Annotated in this window: 18 protein-coding genes and 1 other RNA gene; 5 read left to right on the forward strand and 14 right to left on the reverse strand. The window is 60.8% G+C overall.

What is annotated here, in order from left to right; all coding sequences use genetic code 11:
• Nucleotides 1-4 precede the first annotated feature (4 nt).
• The 9 genes from mraY to rsmI all read right to left on the reverse strand — a co-directional run bounded on the left by mraY (nucleotide 5) and on the right by rsmI (nucleotide 8,947).
• Entirely contained in the window at nucleotides 5-1,087 is a 1,083-nt protein-coding gene (mraY, locus tag J3P89_RS23400) for a phospho-N-acetylmuramoyl-pentapeptide-transferase (RefSeq protein ID WP_339478079.1), read from the reverse strand.
• Entirely contained in the window at nucleotides 1,087-2,454 is a 1,368-nt protein-coding gene (locus tag J3P89_RS23405; RefSeq protein WP_434695780.1) for a UDP-N-acetylmuramoyl-tripeptide--D-alanyl-D-alanine ligase, read from the reverse strand. The genes mraY and J3P89_RS23405 overlap by 1 nt, the downstream gene beginning before the upstream one ends.
• Nucleotides 2,447-3,910, reverse strand: a complete 1,464-nt coding sequence (locus J3P89_RS23410) for a UDP-N-acetylmuramoyl-L-alanyl-D-glutamate--2,6-diaminopimelate ligase (RefSeq protein WP_434695781.1) — start codon at nucleotides 3,908-3,910, stop codon at nucleotides 2,447-2,449. Before J3P89_RS23410 ends, J3P89_RS23405 begins: the two co-directional genes overlap by 8 nt.
• Complete coding sequence (locus J3P89_RS23415) at nucleotides 3,910-5,649, reverse strand: peptidoglycan D,D-transpeptidase FtsI family protein (RefSeq protein WP_305501351.1); 1,740 nt, start codon at nucleotides 5,647-5,649, stop codon at nucleotides 3,910-3,912. The genes J3P89_RS23410 and J3P89_RS23415 overlap by 1 nt, the downstream gene beginning before the upstream one ends.
• Nucleotides 5,649-5,942 carry a cell division protein FtsL gene (gene ftsL / locus J3P89_RS23420; RefSeq protein ID WP_003178214.1) on the reverse strand — a complete coding sequence of 98 codons (294 nt, stop codon included), beginning with the start codon at nucleotides 5,940-5,942 and terminating at the stop codon, nucleotides 5,649-5,651. The genes J3P89_RS23415 and ftsL overlap by 1 nt, the downstream gene beginning before the upstream one ends.
• Nucleotides 5,939-6,886 carry a 16S rRNA (cytosine(1402)-N(4))-methyltransferase RsmH gene (rsmH, locus tag J3P89_RS23425; protein WP_305496646.1) on the reverse strand — a complete coding sequence of 316 codons (948 nt, stop codon included), beginning with the start codon at nucleotides 6,884-6,886 and terminating at the stop codon, nucleotides 5,939-5,941. Before rsmH ends, ftsL begins: the two co-directional genes overlap by 4 nt.
• The gene (gene mraZ, locus J3P89_RS23430; RefSeq protein WP_186530428.1) at nucleotides 6,883-7,338 is read right to left on the reverse strand and encodes a division/cell wall cluster transcriptional repressor MraZ; all 456 of its coding nucleotides are present in this window, start codon (nucleotides 7,336-7,338) and stop codon (nucleotides 6,883-6,885) included. Before mraZ ends, rsmH begins: the two co-directional genes overlap by 4 nt.
• A 308-nt stretch (nucleotides 7,339-7,646) precedes the next feature.
• An RNA gene (rnpB, locus tag J3P89_RS23435) (RNase P RNA component class A) lies at nucleotides 7,647-8,000 on the reverse strand.
• 74 nt (nucleotides 8,001-8,074) lie between these two features.
• Nucleotides 8,075-8,947: a 16S rRNA (cytidine(1402)-2'-O)-methyltransferase gene (gene rsmI, locus J3P89_RS23440; RefSeq protein ID WP_434625955.1), complete on the reverse strand. Its 873-nt coding sequence runs from the start codon at nucleotides 8,945-8,947 to the stop codon at nucleotides 8,075-8,077.
• A 251-nt stretch (nucleotides 8,948-9,198) separates the two neighbouring features.
• Here rsmI and J3P89_RS23445 point away from each other — a divergent pair, with 251 nt between their 5' ends.
• The 5 genes from J3P89_RS23445 (at nucleotide 9,199) to J3P89_RS23465 (ending at nucleotide 13,483) form a co-directional block, all read left to right on the forward strand.
• Nucleotides 9,199-11,010, forward strand: coding sequence for a penicillin-binding protein activator (locus J3P89_RS23445; protein WP_434695782.1), 1,812 nt, complete (start codon nucleotides 9,199-9,201; stop codon nucleotides 11,008-11,010).
• Entirely contained in the window at nucleotides 11,010-11,372 is a 363-nt protein-coding gene (locus J3P89_RS23450; protein WP_434569741.1) for a YraN family protein, read from the forward strand. Before J3P89_RS23445 ends, J3P89_RS23450 begins: the two co-directional genes overlap by 1 nt.
• Nucleotides 11,373-11,469: 97 nt before the next feature.
• Entirely contained in the window at nucleotides 11,470-12,063 is a 594-nt protein-coding gene (locus tag J3P89_RS23455) for a phosphoheptose isomerase (RefSeq protein ID WP_007928463.1), read from the forward strand.
• Complete coding sequence (locus J3P89_RS23460) at nucleotides 12,060-12,638, forward strand: BON domain-containing protein (RefSeq protein WP_030139689.1); 579 nt, start codon at nucleotides 12,060-12,062, stop codon at nucleotides 12,636-12,638. Before J3P89_RS23455 ends, J3P89_RS23460 begins: the two co-directional genes overlap by 4 nt.
• A gap of 689 nt (nucleotides 12,639-13,327) precedes the next feature.
• The gene (locus tag J3P89_RS23465) at nucleotides 13,328-13,483 is read left to right on the forward strand and encodes a hypothetical protein (protein WP_434698080.1); all 156 of its coding nucleotides are present in this window, start codon (nucleotides 13,328-13,330) and stop codon (nucleotides 13,481-13,483) included.
• Between the two features lie 325 nt (nucleotides 13,484-13,808).
• Here J3P89_RS23465 and J3P89_RS23470 read toward each other — a convergent pair whose 3' ends face one another.
• From J3P89_RS23470 to petA, 5 genes are all read right to left on the reverse strand, one after another.
• A complete protein-coding gene (locus tag J3P89_RS23470) occupies nucleotides 13,809-14,219 on the reverse strand; it encodes a ClpXP protease specificity-enhancing factor (protein ID WP_434569742.1) in 411 nt (136 codons plus the stop codon).
• 16 nt (nucleotides 14,220-14,235) lie between these two features.
• A complete protein-coding gene (locus J3P89_RS23475; protein ID WP_003178195.1) occupies nucleotides 14,236-14,853 on the reverse strand; it encodes a glutathione S-transferase N-terminal domain-containing protein in 618 nt (205 codons plus the stop codon).
• A gap of 151 nt (nucleotides 14,854-15,004) precedes the next feature.
• Nucleotides 15,005-15,787: a cytochrome c1 gene (locus J3P89_RS23480; RefSeq protein WP_305496653.1), complete on the reverse strand. Its 783-nt coding sequence runs from the start codon at nucleotides 15,785-15,787 to the stop codon at nucleotides 15,005-15,007.
• Nucleotides 15,787-16,998 (reverse strand): cytochrome b, encoded by a 1,212-nt coding sequence (locus J3P89_RS23485; protein WP_305496655.1) that lies wholly within the window; start codon nucleotides 16,996-16,998, stop codon nucleotides 15,787-15,789. Before J3P89_RS23485 ends, J3P89_RS23480 begins: the two co-directional genes overlap by 1 nt.
• The gene (gene petA / locus J3P89_RS23490) at nucleotides 16,998-17,591 is read right to left on the reverse strand and encodes a ubiquinol-cytochrome c reductase iron-sulfur subunit (RefSeq protein ID WP_305496657.1); all 594 of its coding nucleotides are present in this window, start codon (nucleotides 17,589-17,591) and stop codon (nucleotides 16,998-17,000) included. The genes J3P89_RS23485 and petA overlap by 1 nt, the downstream gene beginning before the upstream one ends.
• Between the last annotated feature and the right edge of the window lie 77 nt (nucleotides 17,592-17,668).

Below are 17,668 nucleotides of genomic sequence, written 5' to 3' on the forward strand. Positions count from 1 at the left end.
CGTTCTACCTCAGCTTCAGGGTGGCAAGGCCGACCAACACGAGAATCACGGTGATGATCCAGAAACGGACGATCACGCGCGGCTCGGGCCAGCCCTTGAGTTCAAAGTGGTGGTGGATCGGCGCCATGCGAAATACCCGGCGGCCGGTCAATTTAAAGGAAGCAACCTGAATGACGACTGACAGGGTCTCCATCACAAACACGCCGCCCATGATGAACAGGACGATTTCCTGGCGAACGATGACGGCGATGGTGCCCAGGGCCGCGCCCAGCGCCAGCGCGCCGACGTCGCCCATGAAGACTTGCGCCGGGTAGGTGTTGAACCAGAGAAAGCCCAGGCCGGCACCGATCAGCGCGCCGCAGAATACGATCAGCTCGCCCGCCCCCGGTACATAAGGAATCAGCAGGTATTCAGCGAACTTCACGTTACCCGACAGGTAGCAGAAGATCCCCAGCGCACCACCGACCATCACCGTCGGCATGATCGCCAGGCCGTCGAGGCCGTCGGTGAGGTTGACCGCATTGCTCGAACCGACGATCACCAGGTAGGTCAGCACGATGAAACCTGCGCCCAGCGGGATGCTGTAGTCCTTGAGCATCGGCAGGATCAGGGTGGTTTCCACCGGCGAGGCGGCGGTCATATAAAGGAAGATCGCCGCGCCGAGGCCGAACACCGACTGCCAGAAATATTTCCAGCGGCTTGGCAGCCCACGGGAGTTCTTCTCGATGACCTTGCGGTAGTCGTCGACCCAGCCAATGGCGCCGAAAAACAGCGTCACCAGCAGCACGACCCAGACGTAACGGTTCGCCAGGTCGGCCCAGAGCAAGGTGCTGATACCGATGGACGACAGGATCAGCGCGCCGCCCATGGTCGGCGTACCGGATTTGGATAGATGCGACTGCGGGCCGTCGTTACGAACCGACTGGCCGATCTGCAGGCTCTGCAGGGTGCGGATCATCCACGGGCCCAGGAACAGCGACAACGACAACGCGGTCAGCACACCCAGGATCCCGCGCAGGGTCAGGTACTGGAAGACCGCGAAGCCTTTGTGGAACTGTTGCAGGTACTCCGCTAGCAGCAGCAGCATTAATGTTTCTCCATACGGGTGCCGCACAAAGCCGCAACGATGTTTTCCATCGCCGCACTGCGTGAGCCCTTGATCAATAGGGTGGTGTTCGGGTCTTGCTCGGCGCCCAGGGCCTGGATCAGCTCGGCCTGCGTGGTGAAATGCTGTGCGTGCTCGCCAAACGCCGCCACGGCGTGGGCCATCATCGGGCCGACGGCATACAGCGCATCGACCTTGCCGCGCGCGTAGGCACCGACATCGTGGTGGCCTTGCTGCGCCCACTCGCCCAGTTCACCGATATCCCCGAGCACCAGCACGGTGCGACCGGAGAAACCGGCAAGGATATCCACAGCGGCGCACATGGACGTCGGGTTGGCGTTGTAGGTGTCGTCGATGACGCGCATGCCGTTGCTTGCCAACTGCGCGACGCTGCGTCCCTTGACCGGTTGTACGGCGTTCAACCCGGCGACAATGCCCGGCAACGACACACCCAGCGCATGGGCGGCGGCCGCGGCGGCCAGGGCATTGGCAACGTTATGCGTACCAAGCAGGTTCAACTGCACGCGCTCCGCGCCATCAGGGCTGTGCAGGTTGAAAGCCGGGCAACCACGGGCGTCGCGATCCAGGTCGCTGGCGTAGAAATTCGCCGCCAGGTTGCTCAGGGCGAAGGTCAGCACCTTGCGCTCCCCGGCCCGGGTCTTCCAGATTTCGAAGGCTTTATCGTCGAGATTGAGCACGGCGACGCCATCTTCAGCCAGCCCTTCGATGATCTCGCCCTTGGCCTCGACAATTTTCTCGGGGCCGCCGAACTCGCCGACATGGGCGGTCCCGGCGTTGTTGAGCACCGCCACGTGAGGCTTGGTCATGCCGACCGTGTAGGCAATCTCGCCGAGCCGTGAAGCGCCGAGCTCGATGACCGCGGCGCTGTGCTCCGGCGCCAGTTCGAGCAGGGTCAAAGGCACGCCGAGGTCATTGTTCAGGTTGCCACGGGTCGCCAGGACCGGACCGCGCGTGCGCAGGATGCTCGCGAGCATTTCCTTGACCGTGGTCTTGCCGCTGGAACCGGTGATGGCCGCGACCGGATTGGCAAACGCCGCGCGATTCAGCGCACCGAGCTGGCCCAGGGCCTGGCGAGTGTCGCTGACCAGCAACTGCGGCAGCGTGCTGTTGCTTACTTCCCGCTCGACCAGTGCCGCGACCGCGCCTTTGGCTGCCACCTCGTTGAGGTAATCGTGACCGTCGAAACGTGGTCCGGCCAGGGCGACGAACAACTGCCCCGGCGCGATCGCCCGGCTGTCGATGCTGACGCCGTCGAACGAGGCGTCCACGGCGATCAGGCGCGCATTCAAAGCGTTGGTCAGCTCGCTGAGCTTCAAGGCCTTAAGCATGGGCCACCTCCCATGCGGTCAGGGCGTGATCGGCTTCCACCAGATCGGAAAAGGCCTGGCGAACGCCGTTTATTTCCTGGTAGTCCTCGTGCCCCTTGCCGGCCAGGACGATGACATCGTCCGCCGAAGCGCTGGCGATCAATTGGGCAATGGCCTGGCCACGCCCGGCCACGAAGGTGACGTTGTCCACCTCCGAGAAACCGGCGCGGATGTCGTCGAAAATGCGCGCTGGATCTTCACTGCGCGGATTGTCATCGGTGACCAGCACGCCATCGGCCAGTCGTTCCACGACCTCGGCCATCAACGGTCGCTTGCCGCGATCACGATCGCCGCCGCAGCCGAACAGACAGAGCAACTTGCCCTTGGCGTGCGGGCGCAGGGCCGTGAGGACTTTTTCCAGTGCATCGGGGGTGTGGGCATAGTCGACCACCACCAGCGGCTGGGTTCCGCCGCCCAGGCGCTGCATGCGTCCGGCCGGACCTTCGAGTTTCGGCAGCACCTTGAGAATTTCGTCCAGGGCATAGTCCAGCCCGAGCAAGGCGCCAATGGCGGCCAACACGTTGCTCAGGTTGAAACGCCCCAGCAAGGTGCTGCGCAAGTGGTGTTCGCCCTGGGGCGTGACCAGCGTGGCGCGCACGCCTTCGTCATCGAATTGCGCCTGGCGGATATAAAGGTAGGCGCTGGCGTCTTCCTGGCTGTAGGTGATCAACCGGGACTCGCGTTGCTCGGCGGCCAGTTGCCGGCCGAACTCGTCATCAATGTTGATGACCCGGCACTTCAGGTCGTTCCAGGCGAACAGCCTGGCCTTGGCTTCGCCGTAGGCTTGCATGGAGCCATGGTAGTCCAGGTGATCCCGGGACAGGTTGGTCAGCACCGCGACGTCGAACGCCAGTGCAGTGACGCGACCCTGATCGAGGCCATGGGAAGAGACTTCCATCGCCACGGCCTTGGCGCCGGCCTTCTTCAGGTCGGCCAGGGTCGCCTGCACGGCAATCGGGTTCGGCGTGGTGTGCAGGCCGCTTTGCAGCGCGCCATGGAAACCGTTGCCCAGCGTTCCGACGATGCCGCAATGCTGGCCGAGCAGATCCAGCGCCTGCGCCACCAACTGGGTAACGCTGGTCTTGCCGTTCGTGCCGGTCACGCCGATCAGGTTCAGGTGACGGCTCGGTTCGCCATAAAAACGCCCGGCGATGTCCGACAGCTGCGCCGCCAGTCCCTTGACCGGGATCAGCGGAACATCGGTGATCGGCAGCACGGTTGCGCCGTTCACTTCATAAGCCACCGCCGCCGCGCCGCGCTTCAAGGCGTCGGCGATGTGGTCACGGCCATCGAAACGGGCACCCGGCACCGCCAGGAACAGGTCTCCGGCGCGCACGTCGCGGCTGTCGAGGGCCAGCTCGCGAATCAGCAGGTCATGCCCGGCGTGGGCAAAAATCTTGTTCAGGCTCAGGGACATCAGCCTCGCCCTCCGTCGGCTTTCAGGGGGACGACCGGGGCGGTACTCGCCTGCTGGGTCGGCGGCAGATTATCCGGGGTGATATTCATCAGGCGCAGGGTGCCGGACATCACTTTGCTGAACACCGGCGCCGATACCAGGCCGCCGAAATAACCGGCCTTGCTCGGTTCGTCGATGACCACCACGATGGCATAGCGCGGATCGCTCATCGGCCCGAAGCCGGCGAACAGCGAACGATAGGAGTTCTCGGCATAACCCTTGGTGCCCACGGAAGTCTTGCGCGCCGTACCGGACTTGCCGGCAACGTGATAGGCCGGAACCTGAGCGCGATAGACACCGCGCGGCGCCTCGATCACCTGTTGCAGCATGCCCTGCATGGTCTTGGCGACGTCCTCAGGAATTACCTGGGTAGTTTGCGGCGCCTTGTCGGTCTTGATCAGCGTCAACGGGGCAATACGGCCGTTGTTAGCCAGCGCGGAAAACGCGTGGACGAGCTGGATCGCCGTCACGGAAACACCGTAGCCGTAGGACAAAGTGGCTGTTTCCGCCTTGCGCCATTCACGATAGTTGGGCAGGTTGCCGACGCGCTCGCCCGGGAAGCCCAGGCCCGTGTCCTGGCCGAGGCCGATCTTCTGGGCCAGGCGATAAATCGCCTCGCCACCGATATCGAAGGCGATCTTGCTCATGCCGACGTTACTGGAATTGATCAGGATGCCGGTCAGGTCGAGCACCGGTCCTTCGGTCTTGGATACGTCACGAATGGTGTACTTGCCGATCTGCAACGTGCCCGGATAGACCTCGACGGTGTCGCTCGGCTTCCAGCGCCCGGTTTCCAGGGCGGCGGCCATGGACACGGCCTTCATCGTCGAACCGGGTTCGAACACGTCGATCATCGCGCGGTTGCGCATCATCGCCGGCTGCAGGTTGCGACGGTTGTTCGGGTTGTAGGTCGGCTGGTTGACCATGGCGAGGATCTCGCCGGTCTTCACGTCCATGATCACCAGGCTGCCGGCCTTGGCACCGTTCTCGACGATGGCGTTGCGCAGCTCGCGGTTGGCCAGATATTGCAGGCGCAGGTCAATGGACAACGCCAAGGGCTTGCCGGCCTTGGCGTTTTTGGTGACCTGGACATCCTTGATCAGCCTGCCGCGCCGATCCTTGATGACCTGGCGCTTGCCGGCGACACCGGCGAGCCATTCGTCGTAGGCCAGCTCGACCCCTTCCCGTCCCCGGTCATCGATGTCGGTAAACCCGACCATATGGGCGGTGACCTCACCGGCCGGATAAAAACGCCGAAACTCTTCGATGCCGTAGACCCCCGGCACTTTCAGGTCGAGCACGCTCTGGCCTTGCTCGGGCGTCAGCCCGCGCACCAGATAGATGAATTCCTTGTTGGCCTGGGCTTCGAGGCGTTCGGTCAGAGCCTTGGGGTCCTGGCCGAGGGCGGCAGCCAGCGCCGGCCACTTCTCCTTGGCCTGCTGCATTTCCTTGGCGTTCGCCCACAAGGTGGTCACCGGGGTACTGACAGCCAGCGGCTCGCCATTGCGGTCGGTGATCAGGCCACGGTGAGCCGGGATCGGGATATGACGCACGCTACGGGCGTCGCCCTGTTCCTTGAGGAAGTCACGGTCGACCACTTGCAAGTCGATGATGCGCCACGAGATGGCCGCGACCATGATCCCGAGCAAACCCAGAACCAGGCGGAACCGCCACGGGAACAGCGCCCCTTCGAGCTTCATCATGGCGCCACCATCTGCACTTCAGCCGCACCGGGGATGCGCATCTTCAGTTGTTCGGTCGCCAGGACTTCGATACGGCTGTGGGCGGTCCAGGTACTTTGCTCCAGGATCAACCGACCCCACTCGGCCTGCGCCTTGTCGCGCACGCTGAGCTCGTTGTAAAGGGTGTTGAGCAACTGCCGGTTCCAATGCGCGCTGTAAGACACGGCAATGGCCGACACGAGCACGCCAATAAACAGCAGCAGCATGAAAAAGCTGCCGCCTGGCAGGGGCTTGGCGAAGAGCTTGCTCACCGCAACTTCTCCGCGACACGCATAACGGCGCTACGGGCGCGAGGGTTGGCCTTGAGCTCGGCCTCGGAGGCGAACTGCGCTTTGCCATGAATCTTGATTTTCGGTACGAAGGCCTCGAAACGCACCGGCAGATTGCGCGGCAGGTTATCGGCTTCGCCTTTGGTGAGCTTGCGCATGAACAGCTTGACGATACGGTCTTCCAGGGAATGGAAGCTGATCACCACCAGGCGCCCACCGATTTCCAGTGCCTCGAGAGCGGCTTCGAGACCGGCCTCAAGATCGCCCAATTCGTTGTTGACGTGGATACGCAGCCCTTGGAAAGCCCGGGTCGCCGGGTTCTTGCCTTTTTCCCAGGCAGGGTTGGCAACCTTCAGCACTTCGGCCAGATCACCGGTACGCTCGAACGGCTTGATGTCGCGACGCTCGACCACCGCGCGCGCCATGCGCCCGGAAAAACGTTCCTCGCCGTATTCCTTGAACACGCGGGCGATTTCTTCTACGGACGCGGTATTGACGAATTCAGCCGCGCTGATGCCACGGGACGGATCCATGCGCATGTCCAGCGGACCGTCGTTGAGAAAACTGAAGCCGCGTTCCGGGTCGTCCAGCTGCGGCGAAGACACGCCCAGGTCAAGCAACACGCCGCTGACCTTGCCTGCCAGGCCGCGTTGGGCGACTTCCGAACCGAGCTCCGCAAAGCTGCGCTGCACAACGACAAAGCGGCCGTCTTCGGCCGCTAGCGCTTGCCCGGTGGCAATCGCTTGAGGATCCTTGTCGAACCCCAGCAGCCGACCGTCCGGACCGAGCTGGCTGAGAATCAGCCGGCTATGCCCGCCACGCCCGAACGTGCCGTCCAGATAGCAGCCATCAGGACGTACGGCGAGAGCCTCGACGGCTTCGTCAAGCAGTACGGTGATGTGGTTAAAGCCGCTATCAGTAGTCACAGGATCAAATCACGCAGTTCATCAGGCATCGCGCCCGGTTGTTGAATAGCAGCAAGGTCGGCGGCAGAAACCGCATTCCAGGCATCTTCGTCCCACAGCTGGAACTTGTTCAGTTGGCCCACCAGCATCGCGCGCTTGTCCAGCCTGGCGTACTCGCGCAGACGCGGCGGCACCAGGAAACGACCGCTGCCGTCGAGTTCGAGGTCGACGGCATTACCGATCAGCAAGCGTTGCAGGCGACGGTTCTCTTCCCGCAGCGAAGGCAGTGCGCGCAGTTTGGTTTCGATGATTTCCCACTCATCGAGAGGGTAAACGCATAAACATGGATCAACGGCATCGATCGTGACGATTAACTGCCCTGAACTTCGCGAAACGAGCTCGTCACGATACCGGCTCGGCATGGCGAGACGGCCTTTTGCATCGAGACTGATAGCGTTAGCTCCGCGAAACACGTCAGCGTTTCTCCACTTTTTGGCGTTTTACCTTCAAAAAAACCCACTTCATGCCACTTTCCGCCACTTGCGCACACTATAGGAATGCGCCCACCGCACCGTCAAGGCGCGGAATGAAGGAAAAGCCTTATAGATCGGAGATTTAGGAGCGTTTCAGGAGGGGCAACAAGAAACTGACGTAGGAAAATTCGCTTTAACTCGAAGGCACACAGGGGACTGCACGCAGAAGTTAAAGTGATTTATTAAGAGTAAGATTTTTTTGATCTTAGGAACTGCTTCTGCCATTGATTCCGGCAGGGAGGGAAAAGGTGGAGAGTCGATCTGTAAGCCGGGTTCTGTCTTGAACAGTCATTCGTCTACGATGGCCATCACTGGACATCTTTAGCAACCTACCCGGTCCCAGCGCGGGCCACGCCTTGGGACCCTATTTGGTCTTGCTCCAAGTGGGGTTTACCTAGCCACGAACTGTTGCCAGTCGTGCGGTGCGCTCTTACCGCACCTTTTCACCCTTACCGGCGCCGAAGCGCTTAGGCGGTTATTTTCTGTGGCACTTTCCGTAGGCTCGCGCCTCCCAGGCATTACCTGGCACTTCGCCCTATGGAGCCCGGACTTTCCTCCCCCCCCTAATTTTCATAGAGGGCAGCGACTGTCCGATCGACTCTCCGCCGCGAAGGTTAACGGTAGCGCGCCCGAAGAACAAGCGCTAAAAGCCCCTGGCCAGCTTGGCGCGCCGGTTTCATTGGGCCTTCTGTTTATCCAGCGCAGCCTGATACAGCACATTCTTGCGCTCGCCGGTGATCTGCGCGGCGAGGGCCGCCGCTCGCTTGAGGGGCATTTCCTCCAGCAACAGATCAAGGATGCGCATCGCTTCGCTACTGACGGCGTCTTCGTCCTGGGGCGGTGTCCAGCCCGCGACCAGCACTACACACTCGCCACGCTGCTGATTGCTGTCGCTTTCAACAAACGCACGCAACTGCGCCAGAGGCAGCCCCTTCAAGGTCTCGAAGGTTTTCGTCAGTTCCCGAGCCAGCAATGCCTGGCGCTCGGGACCGAACACCAGCTCCATGTCCTGGAGACATTCGAGGATACGGTGCGGCGCCTCATAAAAGATCAGCGTTCGAGGTTCCTCCTTTATAGCTTCCAGGCGCCCTCGCCGCCCCACCGCCTTGGCCGGCAGGAAACCTTCGAAGATAAACCGGTCCGATGGCAAGCCGGCCGCCGACAACGCCGCGATCAATGCGCAGGCACCTGGCACCGGCACTACATTGATACCGGCAGCGCGGGCCTGGCGCACCAGGTGGTAACCCGGATCGGAAATCAGCGGCGTGCCGGCATCGGAAATCAGCGCCACATTGTCGCCGGCCAGCAGACGGGTAATGAAACGACTGCCTTCGTCCCGTTCGTTATGTTCATGGCAAGCTGCCAATGGCGTGGAAATACCGAAGTGCTGCAGCAGACGCTGGGAGTGACGCGTGTCTTCGGCGGCGATAAGGGCGACCTCGCCAAGGATCTTCAGCGCGCGGGCGCTGATATCGTCCAGGTTGCCGATGGGCGTCGCCACCACGTAAAGCGAGCCGGCAGCGGAATTCAAAGCACCTGGAGCAGTCAAAGCGCACACCTCATGATCATGAAAGTGGGCATTGTAGCGTGTGCCGCCATTCTCAGCCGCTCACATTACCCCTTGTGGCGAGGGAGCTTGCTCCCTCCCACGGGGTCAGACATTCGAGTGAGCAGCATCTTTGTGCTGCAATGCACGCTTTGAAATACCTAAATTGATCGATTCACACCACTAACATCGCGCCCCGGCCAGTGCTTGGGTACAATTCGACGCTAATTTGATCTCGTATCAGGAACACTTACATGATCGCTTGCCTGCGGCTGCTCTCCGCCCTCTGCCTCGCTGCCCTCCTGGCGGCTTGCGTCAGCTCGCCCTCGTCCAGCCTTGGCGAACTTCCACGGACCCCGGACGCCAGTATCGAGCAATTGCTCGAACAGGCCGCCCAGAGTAAAAACCCGGAACAAGCCGCCCTGCTGCGCTTGAGCGCCGCCGACCTGGCCTACCGCCAGGGCAATGCCGGCCAGTCCGCACAGATCCTGCAACAAGTGCCAATGGAGCAGCTCAAGCCCGGCCAGCAGATCTTCGCCAACACGCTGTCGGCCGAACTGGCGATGACGCGCAACCAGCCCAAGGCCGCGCTGGCTTCGCTGAGCCATCCGAGCCTGCAGCACCTGAGCGAAATGCCCGTGGAGCAGCAAGTCCGCACCGGTACCGTCCGCGCTCGCGCCCTGGAGGCCGATGGCCAGACCCTGGCCGCCGCCCGCGAACGGATCTTCATTGCTCCGCTGCTTGAAGACGAAGCAAAGGCAAAAAATCACGAAGCCATCTGGACACTGATCGCCTCGCTGCCCACCGATCAACTGCAACCGACCAGTACCGACGATCTCGGTGGCTGGCTGAGCCTGGCCAAAGCCGTGAAAACCGCCGGCACCCTGGAGCAGCAGCAAGCCGCCATCGACAGCTGGCGCGAACAGAACCCGAAACACCCTGCCGCACTCCAGTTGCCTACGCCGCTGGTCAAGCTCAAGGAGCTGGCAAGCCAGCCACTGGGCAAGATCGCCGTGTTGCTGCCGCAGAATGGCCCGCTGGCCGCGGTCGCGAAAGCACTGCGCGAAGGCTTCATGGCCGCGCATTACCAAGCCCAACAGGCCGGGCAGAAGCCGCCGAGCATCCAGTTCTATGACAGCGCCAGCCTGACCTCGATGGACGAGTTCTATCGCAAGGCCCAGGCCGACGGCGTACAGCTGGTGGTCGGCCCGTTGGAAAAACCGTTGGTCAAACAGATCAGCACCCGCCCGCAATTGCCGATCACCACCCTGGCGCTGAACTACAGCGAAGGCGAACAAGGCCCGCCGCAACTGTTCCAGTTCGGCCTGGCGCCTGAAGACGAAGCCCGCGAAGTTTCCCGGCGCGCCCGCGCCGACGGCCTGCATCGCGCAGCCGTGATGGTGCCGAAAGGCGAATGGGGCGATCGCGTCTTGAAAGCCTTCAGCCAGGATTGGCAGGCCAATGGCGGGACCATCATGGCAATCGAGCGTGTCGACCAGCCGGTGCAACTGGCCCAGCAGATCGCCGACATGTTCCAGCTGCGCCAGAGCGAAGGTCGCGCCAAGAGCCTGCAAAGTACGGTAGGCACCGCGGTCGCGGCGCAGCCATCGCGTCGCCAGGACATCGAGTTCATTTTCCTCGCGTCGACCCCGCAGCAGGCCCAGCAGATCAAGCCGACCCTGAACTTCCAGTACGCCGGCGACGTGCCGGTCTACGCGACCTCCTCGGTGTTCAGCGTCAGCGGCGACCAGAACCAGTACAACGACATGAACGGCGTTCGCTTCTGCGAAACCCCATGGCTGCTCGACGCGAACGATCCGCTGCGCCAGCAGGTCACCGCGCAGTGGCCCCAGGCGGCCGGCAGCCTGGGCCGGCTGTACGCGATGGGCGCTGACGCCTATCGCCTGGCTCCACGCCTCGGCCAGCTCAAGGCCCTGCCGGACAGCCGCATCGAAGGCCTGTCGGGTAGCCTGGCTGTCTCCCCGACCCAGCGCGTGCAACGTCAACTCCCTTGGGCGCAGTTCGTCAACGGCCAGGTCCAGCGCCTGCCGGACACTCCGCGCTGATGCCCGACCGATCGCGCCAGCAAAGCGGCAGGGATGCCGAGGGCCTCGCCCTCGCGCATCTTGAGCAACACGGCCTGCGACTGCTGGCGCAAAACTGGCTGTGCAAACGCGGCGAGCTGGATCTGGTCATGCTTGACGGCGATACAGTAGTATTCGTCGAAGTCCGCTACAGAAAAAATACCCAATGGGGTGGCGCGCTCGACAGCATTGACCAGCGCAAGCGCCAGAAGCTGGTTTTCGCCGCGCAGTATTTCCTGCAACGCGAGTCTCGCTGGGCCGATCATCCTTGTCGCTTCGACGTGGTTGCCATCGATAGCAACGTCGACCAACTGAATTGGCTGCAAAACGCCTTCGACAGTTGAGCGCAGCCGAGCCGGACACCTTCACTCAACTTTTTTGCTCTTTGCTTTGCGCGCCGCACATTTGTGCCGATAAGTCGCGCTACTTAAGGTCACACAGATGGACATGCAATCGCGAATCCGCCAGCTTTTTCAGGCCAGTATCGACACCAAGCAACAGGCGATGGACGTACTTGCACCGCACATCGAGCAAGCCAGCCAAGTGATGGTCAATGCCTTGCTCAACGAGGGCAAGATGCTTTCGTGCGGCAATGGCGGTTCGGCCGGCGACGCCCAGCACTTCTCTTCGGAACTGCTCAACCGCTTCGAGCGCGAACGTCCGAGCCTGCCGGCCATCGCACTGACGACCGATAGCTCGACGATTACCTCGATCGCCAACGACTACAGCTACAACGAAGTGTTCTCCAAACAGATCCGCGCCCTCGGCCAGCCTGGCGATGTGCTCCTGGCGATCTCCACCAGTGGCAATTCGGCGAATATTATTCAAGCGATCCAGGCCGCACATGATCGCGAAATGATTGTCGTAGCATTGACCGGTCGCGACGGCGGCGGCATGGCTTCACTGCTGTTGCCTGAAGACGTCGAGATCCGCGTACCGGCCAATGTCACCGCACGTATTCAGGAAGTCCACCTGCTGGCGATCCACTGCCTTTGCGACTTGATCGACAGCCAACTGTTCGGGAGTGAAGAATGACCCCTAATCGCCTAGGCCTATTGGCCCTGACCCTGTGCCTCGGCATCAGCGGCTGCACATCGGTGGTTAACGCCAGCCGGGAAAAGCCGATTGAAGACGACCGCGGCACCCGCACCTTCGGCAGCAAGATCGACGACTCGTTGATCGAAACCAAAGTGGGCGTGAACATTGCCAAGGCCGACCCGGACCTGGACAACAATTCGCACATCGTCGTCACCAGCTTCAACGGCGTTGTGCTGCTGGCCGGCCAGACACCCCGCGCGGACCTCAAGGCCAAGGCCGAACAGGAAGCCAGCGCCGTGCAGCGGGTCAAGACCGTGCACAACGAACTGCAGGTCCTCCAGCCCTCTTCGCTGCTGGCTCGCCAGAACGACGCCTGGCTGACCACCAAGATCAAGACCCAGATGCTCACCGACGCCAGCATTCCTGGTTCGCGCATCAAGGTTGTGACAGAGAACGGGATTGTCTATCTGCTGGGGTTGCTGACCAAGCAGGAGGCCGCGCAGGCGACCAATCTGGTTCAGGGTGTGTCTGGGGTGCAGAAGATCGTCAAGTTGTTTGAGTACATTGACTGATAAAGTCCCCGTACAAGAACGTAATGCTGTTCACTAAACAGAATGATGTACCCGTGGCGAGGGAGCTTGCTCCCGCTCGGCTGCGAAGCGGTCGTAAACCGGCGGATGCGGTGTGTCTGATACTACGTATTTGGCAGGTTTTGGGGCCGCTTCGCGGCCCAGCGGGAGCAAGCTCCCTCGCCACGGGTTCCACGATTGCCTTAAGTGGGCAGCATTACCGTACAAGAACGGCGCTTTTCCTTAAAAGGAAAGCGCCGTTTTTTTATGCATCGCTGGTAGGCTTGGTCGGTGTGCACCCCGCTCTTGCTCTTGCTTTGGATTTTGATCTTCGACGCCCCGTTAACCACGATGGCCGAACGCAGGCATTGCGCAGTAGGCATCCCGGCATGGATGCCGGGATAGCCGCGCTGGGCCAGGGATGGCCCTTCGCGGCGGGCCCACGGAGCAATGCCGGAGTGAGGGCATGCCGAGCCTTGGCGAGGCACCGAGTGGTGGGGCAAAGCCTTTTGGGTTACTTTTTTGGCGTCTGAAAAAAGTGACCCGCCGTAAGGGCGGAACCCTAAGCAGCCGTGACCGCAGCAACGGATATGCACTCAGCCAATAAAACCCTGGCCGACTGTCAGGCCGCCATCGCGAGCAAGCTCGCTCCCACAATAGGATCGAGTACGACCGGTAAAGATATGCCGGTTGTGAGCCCCATTCGCGAGCAGGCTCGCTCCCACAGTTGGATCGGAGTGAAGCTGAAGAAACAGACCGGCTACTACGCCGCCTCGCTGTTGATCTTGATCTGGGGCGCCCCGTTCACCACGCTGGTCGAACGCAGGCATTGCGCAGTGGGCCTTTGACGTAGTCCGCGATGAATAGCAGTTTCAGTTCCATAGGTTTCAGCTCTCGCCATGGCATGGTCAGATCCTCGAAAACCGACCCTGCCAGTTAGAAACTGTTACCTATGTGAGTGAACTGATTTGTAACCTATGTGGGTGAGTCATACCCAAAGCCTTTTGGGTTACTTTTTTGGCGTCTGAAAAAAAGTGACCCGCCGTAAGGGCGGAACCATAGGCAGCCGTTACCAAAAAAACGGATATACACCCCATTCAAGCAAAAAAATGCCCGCATCTCACGACACAGGCATTTTCTCAACCAGGTAACCGGGCTTTCACACAGACCCGATCACTTCACCACTTTCAAACTAGGCCGCCCGCTAGGACGTGGCGGCTCATCGTCGGGCGGCAGATCCTCATCCGCCTCGAACTCTTCCTCACCATCCAACGGCACTTCCAGCTCGAATACCATTCCCTGGCCATTCTCCCGGGCATAGATCCCCAGGATCGAGGCAATCGGCACGTACAGCGTATGCGGCACCCCACCGAAGCGCCCCTCGAAGCTGACCGCATCGTTGTCCATGTGCAAATGACGCACAGCGGCTGGCGATACGTTCAAGACAATTTGCCCGTCATTGGCAAAACCCTGCGGCACCTGTACCGACGGATACTCGGCATTGACCAGCATGTGCGGGGTGCAATCGTTGTCCACAATCCACTCGTAGAGCGCGCGGACCAGATAAGGTCGACTGGAGTTCATAGCGGCTCCCTAAGCCTTAGCGCATGTCACGTTCGACACCAGACAGACTCGCCTGGAAAGCCTCACGCGCAAATTGGCGCTCCATATAATCAAGCAACGGCTTGGCGGGCCGTGGCAGTTCGATACCCAGGATCGGCAAACGCCAGAGTATGGGCAATAGGCAGCAATCCACCAGACTTTGTTCCTCACTGAGGAAAAACGGCTTGTCGACAAACAGCGGCGACACACCGGTCAGGCTTTCGCGCAATTCCTTGCGCGCCACGACCCGCGCCGGCTCCTTGGTCCTGGAATCCAGGATCAGGTCCACCAGCCCGCACCAGTCACGCTGGATGCGATGGATCAGCAAACGACTGTTGGCACGCGCGACCGGGTACACCGGCAACAAAGGCGGATGCGGATAACGCTCATCCAGGTATTCCATCACCACGGTCGACTCCCACAGTGCCAGGTCACGATCGACCAGCGTGGGCAGGCTGCCGTAAGGGTTCACCTCGATCAGCTTCGGCGGCTGACGGCCCGCTTCGACGTAAATGATCTCGGCGCTGACACCCTTCTCGGCCAGTACGATACGTACCCGGTGGGAATAGTGGTCGGCGGGGTCGGAGTAACAGGCCAACCGATTGGTCACGCCCATGGCGATCCTCCTCGCTTGTTGAAATTATCGAAAAACGGAAAAACGAGCGCGCCCAGAGGGCGTCTCCCGTAACCACCTGGCCGACCAGGCTCGTTACACCTTCAGAGACGCCCTTGGGCGCGCACGATTAACAGCAACGGCTACAGCTTTATCAATGCACGTCTTTCCAGTATTCACGCTTGAGCAGATAAGCGAATACGAAGAAGAACGCCAGGTACAGCAATACATACGTACCGATGCGCTGATGTTCCAGCTTCACCGGGTTGGCCGAGTAGGCCAGGAAGGTCACCAGGTTCTTGACCTTCTCGTCGAACTGCTCCGGGGTCAGGCTGCCGGAGTTCGGCACGATGGTCAGCTGGTCGCAGGCTTCATGGGTCAAAGCGGTGCCGGTCAGCGGATCATATTGCTTCTTGCCGTCCTCGACGATCTGAACCTGCTTGCAGCCTATCACCTGACGACCCTGCAGGCCGACCAGAACGTTCGGCATGCCGACGTTCGGGAAGACCTTGTTGTTCACACCCCAGGGGCGCGCAGGGTCTTCGTAGAACGAACGCAGATAACCATAAAGCCAGTCGGTACCACGCACGCGCGCCACCAGGGTCAGGTCGGGCGGCGCCGCGCCGAACCAGGTCTTGGCATCCGCTGGCTGCATGCCGATGTTCATGTGGTCGCCCAGCTTGGCACCGGTGAACACCAGCTTTTCAAGCATCAACTCATGGGGAATGCCCAGGTCATCGGCCACGCGCTCGTAGCGCTGGAACTTGGCGCTGTGGCAGCCCATGCAATAGTTGGCGAAAGTACGGGCGCCGTCCTGCATGGCCGCTTTGTCGGAAACGTCGATATCGACTTTTTCCAGCTCCGGACCACTCGATGTGGACGCAAAGGACAGGACAGGCAAAGCAGCAAGAATCAGTACAGAAAATAGCTTTTTCATCAGCCAGTCACCCTTTCCGGAACCGGTTTGGTCTTCTCGAGCCTGGTGTAGAACGGCATCAGAATGAAGTAGGCGAAGTACAGGAAGGTGCAGACCTGCGACAGCAGCGTCCGGCCCGGTGTCGGTGCCAGCACACCCAGCACGCCGAGGATCACGAACGAGATGCAGAACACCCAGAGCCAGATCTTGCTCAGCCAGCCCTTGTAGCGCATCGACTTGACGGGGCTGCGGTCCAGCCAGGGCAGGACGAACAGCACGGCAATCGCGGCACCCATGGCAATTACGCCCAGCAGCTTGTCGGGAACCGCCCGCAAGATCGCGTAGAACGGGGTGAAGTACCAGACAGGGGCAATGTGCTCAGGGGTCTTGAAGGCGTTGGCCTGTTCGAAGTTCGGCTTTTCGAGGAAGTAGCCGCCCATTTCCGGGAAGAAGAACACGATCGAACAGAAGATGAACAGGAAGACCACCACGCCGACGATGTCTTTCACGGTGTAGTACGGGTGGAAGGCGATGCCATCCAGCGGTACGCCGTTCTCGTCCTTGTGTTTCTTGATATCCACGCCATCGGGGTTGTTCGAACCGACTTCGTGCAACGCCAGGATGTGCAGTACGACCAGGCCGAGGATCACGATCGGCAAGGCCACGACGTGCAAGGCGAAGAAGCGGTTCAGGGTAATGCCCGAGATCAGGTAGTCACCGCGGATCCACTGGGTCAGGTCATCGCCGATGACCGGGATCGCACCGAACAGCGAGATGATCACCTGGGCGCCCCAGTAGGACATCTGGCCCCACGGCAGCAGATAACCCATGAAGGCTTCGGCCATCAGCGCCAGGTAGATCAGCATGCCGAACACCCACACCAGCTCACGCGGCTTCTGGTACGAACCGTAGAGCAGGCCACGGAACATGTGCAGATAGACCACGATGAAAAACGCCGAGGCGCCGGTGGAGTGCAGCAGACGCAGGATCGAGCCGTACTCGACATCACGCATGATGTACTCGACGGAGGCAAACGCTTCCTCCGCCGACGGGGTGTAGCTCATGGTCAGCCAGACACCGGTAACGATCTGGTTGACCAGGACGAGCAATGCCAGGGAGCCAAAAAAGTAGAAGAAGTTGAAATTCTTCGGCGCGTAATACTTGCTGAGATGGTCTTCCCACATCTTGGTCGCGGGAAAGCGCGCATCAAACCAGTCCATTAATTTGCTCATCACGCTTTCTCCGTATCGACGCCAACGACAATGATGTCGTCCGACTCATAGGAATGCGGGGGAACTGGCAGGTTCAGAGGTGCAGGCTGCGATTTGTAGACGCGACCGGCCAGGTCATAGTGGGAGCCGTGGCATGGGCAGAAATAACCACCGACCCAGTCTTTGCCCAGGTCGGCAGGCGCCACTTCGGGACGGAACGTTGGCGAGCAACCCAGGTGAGTGCAGATCCCGATCAGCAGCAGCACTTCCGGCTTGATCGAACGGGTTTCAGGGTTGACGTACTCCGGTTGGACCGAGTTCTTGGAAGAGGGATCGGACAGCTGGCCCTCGATCTTTTTCAGATTCCCCAGGATCTCCTCTGTACGGCGGACGATGAATACCGGCTGGCCGCGCCACTCAGCAATCATCTGCTGGCCTGGCTCGATCTTGCTGACATTCACTTTCACCGGTGCGCCTGCGGCTTTCGCCTTGGCACTGGGAAACCATGACCCCACGAACGGGACCGCAGCCCCCACCGCTCCTGCAGCACCCACCACGGATGTGGCTGCTACCAGGAAGCGACGCCGGCCTGCATTCACGCCGTCATTGCTCATTCAGTCCTCTCCCATCAGCTTTGTGGCCTGTTAAATCAGGCGTCTACTAAGTAAAAATCTGAACTTATAAAAATTTT

The organism is Pseudomonas sp. Z1-14 (assembly GCF_051132005.1).
In the GTDB taxonomy this organism is placed as follows: domain Bacteria; phylum Pseudomonadota; class Gammaproteobacteria; order Pseudomonadales; family Pseudomonadaceae; genus Aquipseudomonas.